Here is a 5094-nt window from a genome sequence, read left to right as displayed (position 1 = left end):
ACTTCATTTTACAATGGAGAGTTTGATCCTGGCTCAGGATGAACGCTAGCGGCAGGCCTAATACATGCAAGTCGAACGGGATCCACCAGCTTGCTGGTGGTGAGAGTGGCGCACGGGTGCGTAACGCGTGAGCAACCTGCCCGTCCCAGGGGGATAGCCCCTCGAAAGAGGGATTAACACCGCATGAAGTTATATACCGGCATCGGTTGTATAACCAAATATTTATAGGGGACGGATGGGCTCGCGTGGCATTAGCTAGTTGGTAGGGTAACGGCTTACCAAGGCTATGATGCCTAGGGGCTCTGAGAGGAGAATCCCCCACACTGGTACTGAGACACGGACCAGACTCCTACGGGAGGCAGCAGTAAGGAATATTGGTCAATGGGCGGGAGCCTGAACCAGCCATGCCGCGTGCAGGAGGACTGCCCTACGGGTTGTAAACTGCTTTTGTACGGGAACAAACCCCTTTACGAGTAGAGGGTTGAGTGTACCGTAAGAATAAGGATCGGCTAACTCCGTGCCAGCAGCCGCGGTAATACGGAGGATCCGAGCGTTATCCGGATTTATTGGGTTTAAAGGGTGCGTAGGCGGCATGCTAAGTCAGGGGTGAAAGACGGTGGCTCAACCATCGCAGTGCCTTTGATACTGGTGTGCTTGAATGCGGATGAGGTAGGCGGAATGTGGCAAGTAGCGGTGAAATGCATAGATATGCCACAGAACACCGATTGCGAAGGCAGCTTACCAAGGCGCGATTGACGCTGATGCACGAAAGCGTGGGGATCGAACAGGATTAGATACCCTGGTAGTCCACGCCCTAAACGATGATGACTCGGTGTCGGCGATAGAATGCCGGCGCCCAAGCGAAAGCGTTAAGTCATCCACCTGGGGAGTACGCCCGCAAGGGTGAAACTCAAAGGAATTGACGGGGGCCCGCACAAGCGGAGGAGCATGTGGTTTAATTCGATGATACGCGAGGAACCTTACCCGGGCTTGAAAGTTAGTGAATTATCCAGAGATGGATAAGTCCTTCGGGACACGAAACTAGGTGCTGCATGGCTGTCGTCAGCTCGTGCCGTGAGGTGTTGGGTTAAGTCCCGCAACGAGCGCAACCCCTGTGGATAGTTGCCAGCATTTAAAGGTGGGGACTCTATCCAGACTGCCTGTGCAAACAGTGAGGAAGGCGGGGACGACGTCAAGTCATCATGGCCCTTACGTCCGGGGCTACACACGTGCTACAATGGTCGGTACAGCGGGCAGCCACTCAGCAATGAGGCGCCAATCCCGCAAAGCCGATCACAGTTCGGATCGGGGCCTGCAACTCGGCCCCGTGAAGTTGGATTCGCTAGTAATCGCGTATCAGCAATGACGCGGTGAATACGTTCCCGGGCCTTGTACACACCGCCCGTCAAGCCATGAAAGCCGGGGGTGCCTGAAGCATGTGACCGCAAGGAGCGTGTCAGGGCAAAACTGGTAATTGGGGCTAAGTCGTAACAAGGTAGCCGTACCGGAAGGTGCGGCTGGAATACCTCCTTTCTAGAGTACTTGATTGGTACTCGTTACGCCATGAATCATCAATACTATCTAAGGAGATAAAATACACAGGACACCGTTCCCTTACACGGTGTTCCGAGGAGATTGAAAGGCAAGCTAGTCCCGTAGCTCAGTTGGTTAGAGCACTACACTGATAATGTAGGGGTCAGCAGTTCAAGTCTGCTCGGGACTACGGAGAAGAGGGGAATTAGCTCAGCTGGCTAGAGCATCCCGACTTTTGGTCGGGAGGGTCAAGGTGAGCGGTTCGCCGGAATATGGGGAATTAGCTCAGCTGGCTAGAGCACCTGCCTTGCACGCAGGGGGTCAACGGTTCGAATCCGTTATTCTCCACGATCATCCCCGAGGGGGGATATATAAAGTTCTTTGACATATTGGAAGAAAACAAGAAGAGAAAGAGAAGGCAACAGCCGTCGTATACCTCCGGGTATTGACGGAAAGCAGATCCGTAACAGCAAAAGGGTTACGGGTTGAAGAAAGTAAATAAGGGCACACGGGGGATGCCTAGGCTCTCAGAGGCGAAGAAGGACGTGACAAGCTGCGATAAGCGCCGGGGATTGGCAAATGCGAATTGATCCGGCGGTTTCCGAATGGGGCAACCTGATGTACTGAAGGTACATCGTATATATACGCGAACGCGCTGAACTGAAACATCTAAGTAGGCGTAGGAGGAGAAAACAACAGTGATTCCGCAAGTAGTGGCGAGCGAACGCGGATTAGCCCAAACCGGCTATGTTACGGCATATCCGGGGTTGTAGGACCATGACGTGGCGTGCATGCGTTAAGTGGAAACCGGAAGGGAAGCCGGTACCGTAGGGGGTGATAGTCCCGTACACGTAAGCAAGTGCAGCCTAATGGTATCCTGAGTACCGCGGGGTCGGAGACGCCCTGTGGGAATCCGGCGGCACCATCCGCCAAGGCTAAATACTCCTGAGAGACCGATAGTGGACCAGTACCGTGAGGGAAAGGTGAAAAGAACCCCGAACAGGGGAGTGAAATAGAACCTGAAACCGTGTGCTTACAATCGGTCGGAGCAGCGCGAGCTGTGACGGCGTGCCTTTTGCATAATGAGCCTACGAGTTACACTTCATTGGCGAGGTTAAGTGGTTCAGCCACGCAGCCGAAGCGAAAGCGAGTCTTAATAGGGCGGATAGTCAGTGGAGGTAGACGCGAAACCTTGTGATCTACCCTTGGTCAGGCTGAAGGTGCCGTAACAGGTACTGGAGGGCCGAACCGATAAGCGTTGAAAAGCTTCCGGATGAACTGAGGGTAGGGGTGAAAGGCCAATCAAACTGGGAAATAGCTCGTACTCCCCGAAATGTTTTTAGGAACAGCGTGGAGCTTAGTCCCGCGGAGGTAGAGCTACCGATTGGGTGCGGGGGAGTCACATCCTACCAAATCCAGACGAACTCCGAATGCCGCGGGATATGCTCTGCAGTGAGGCTCTGGGTGCTAAGGTCCAGGGCCGAGAGGGAAAGAACCCAGACCATCAGCTAAGGTCCCCAAATGTACGCTAAGTTGGACTAACGAGGTCCGGCTGCACAGACAGCTAGGATGTTGGCTTGGAAGCAGCCATCCATTTAAAGAGTGCGTAACAGCTCACTAGTCGAGCGGCCGGGCGTGGATAATGAACGGGCATCAAGCGTGCTACCGAAGCTATGGGATATTTAATATCGGTAGGGGAGCATTCCGGCGGGGGCGAATCCTGGGCGTGAGCCTGGGTGGACCTTCCGGAAAAGCAAATGTAGGCATAAGTAACGATAAGGCGGGTGAGAAACCCGCCCACCGAAAGACCAAGGTTTCCTGATCAACGCTAATCGGATCAGGGTCAGTCGGGGCCTAAGGATAAGCCGAAAGGCGAATCCGATGGACAACGGGTTAATATTCCCGTACTTTTGGTTGCTGCGACGCGGGGACGGAGAAGTGACACCACCGCGCACTGACGGAATAGTGCGTTGAAGGGCGTAGGTATAGGATCCATAGGCAAATCCGTGGATACTGCTGAAACCCGATAGTACGGCAAGGCTTCGGCTGCGCCGATAGTGTGGGTAATCCTGCTTCCGAGAAAAACCGCTAAGCTCCAGGCAACCAGAACCCGTACCGCAAACCGACACAGGTGGTTGGGGTGAGAATCCTAAGGTGCTCGAGTGAATCATGGCTAAGGAACTCGGCAAAATGGCCCTGTAACTTCGGGAGAAGGGGCGCTGGCGTAAGTCAGCCGCAGTGAAAAGGCCCAGGCGACTGTTTAACAAAAACATATGGCTTTGCGAAATCGCAAGATGATGTATAAGGCCTGACACCTGCCCGGTGCTGGAAGGTTAAGAGGGGATGTCAGGGGGTAACCCCGAAGCATTGAATCGAAGCCCCAGTAAACGGCGGCCGTAACTATAACGGTCCTAAGGTAGCGAAATTCCTTGTCGGGTAAGTTCCGACCTGCACGAATGGTGTAACGATCTGGGCACTGTCTCAGCCATGAGCTCGGTGAAATTGTGGTACCGGTGAAGACGCCGGTTACCCGCAACGGGACGGAAAGACCCCATGAACCTTCACTACAGCTTAACATTGGGACTGGGTGCGTGATGTGTAGGATAGGCGGGAGGCATTGAATCGGGTTCGCCAGGACTCGTGGAGCCGCCCTTGAAATACCGCCCTTTGCGTATCCGGTTCCTAATCCCTCGGACGAGGGAGACACTGTTTGGTGGGTAGTTTGACTGGGGTGGTCGCCTCCAAAAAGGTAACGGAGGCTTTCAAAGGTAAGCTCAGTACGCTTGGTAACCGTACGTGGAGTGCAATGGCATAAGCTTGCTTGACTGTGAGGCCTACAAGCCGAACAGGGTCGAAAGACGGACATAGTGATCCGGTGGTTCTGCATGGAAGGGCCATCGCTCAAAGGATAAAAGGTACTCTGGGGATAACAGGCTGATCTCCCCCAAGAGCTCATATCGACGGGGAGGTTTGGCACCTCGATGTCGGCTCGTCACATCCTGGGGCTGGAGAAGGTCCCAAGGGTTCGGCTGTTCGCCGATTAAAGTGGCACGCGAGCTGGGTTCAGAACGTCGCGAGACAGTTCGGTCCCTATCTGTTGCGGGCGTAGGAATATTGAGTGGGGCTGGCCTTAGTACGAGAGGACCGGGCTGGACCGACCGCTGGTGTACCAGTTATGCCGCCAGGTGTATTGCTGGGTAGCTATGTCGGGTTAGGATAAGCGCTGAAAGCATCTAAGTGCGAAACCGGCCACAAGATGAATGTTCCATTGAGGGTCCCCGTAGACTACGGGGTCGATAGGCCGCAGGTCTAAAGGTGGCGACACCAAAGCCGAGCGGTACTAATAGCCCGATAACTTTCTCGCGCAGAGATACGCTGTTGCCTTCTCGCCTTTCTCTTACTGTTTTCTTCTGATTATTGTCATAAAGGTATTCAGGTGCCTATATCGGCGGTGTCCACCTCTTCCCATCCCGAACAGAGCAGTTAAGCCCGCCAGAGCCGATGGTATTGCCGTAACAGGCGTGAGAGTAGGTCGGTGCCGGATTTCATTCAGAGCCCCGT

2 tRNA genes and 3 rRNA genes are annotated in these 5094 nt (G+C 54.2%); all 5 read left to right on the top strand.

Going from position 1 to position 5094, the window contains the following annotated elements:
• Positions 1–10: 10 nt before the first annotated feature.
• The 5 genes from BMZ56_RS25230 to rrf all read left to right on the top strand — a co-directional run bounded on the left by BMZ56_RS25230 (position 11) and on the right by rrf (position 5077).
• Positions 11–1533: ribosomal RNA gene (locus BMZ56_RS25230) — 16S ribosomal RNA — on the top strand.
• A 116-nt stretch (positions 1534–1649) separates the two neighbouring features.
• A tRNA-Ile gene (locus BMZ56_RS25225) sits at positions 1650–1723 on the top strand.
• Between the two features lie 84 nt (positions 1724–1807).
• Positions 1808–1881: transfer RNA gene (locus tag BMZ56_RS25220), tRNA-Ala, on the top strand.
• A gap of 140 nt (positions 1882–2021) precedes the next feature.
• A 23S ribosomal RNA gene (locus BMZ56_RS25215) occupies positions 2022–4897 on the top strand.
• A 68-nt stretch (positions 4898–4965) separates the two neighbouring features.
• Positions 4966–5077: ribosomal RNA gene (gene rrf / locus BMZ56_RS25210) — 5S ribosomal RNA — on the top strand.
• The 16S, 23S and 5S rRNA genes sit together here with 2 tRNA genes alongside, the layout of an rRNA operon.
• Positions 5078–5094: the final 17 nt, after the last annotated feature.

Origin of the sequence: Parapedobacter indicus, from assembly GCF_900113765.1 — a bacterium.
GTDB classification, from domain to species: Bacteria; Bacteroidota; Bacteroidia; order Sphingobacteriales; family Sphingobacteriaceae; genus Parapedobacter; species Parapedobacter indicus.
The sequence above is the reverse complement of the archived record's forward strand: the minus strand, read 5'-3'. Positions and strand labels throughout refer to the sequence as shown.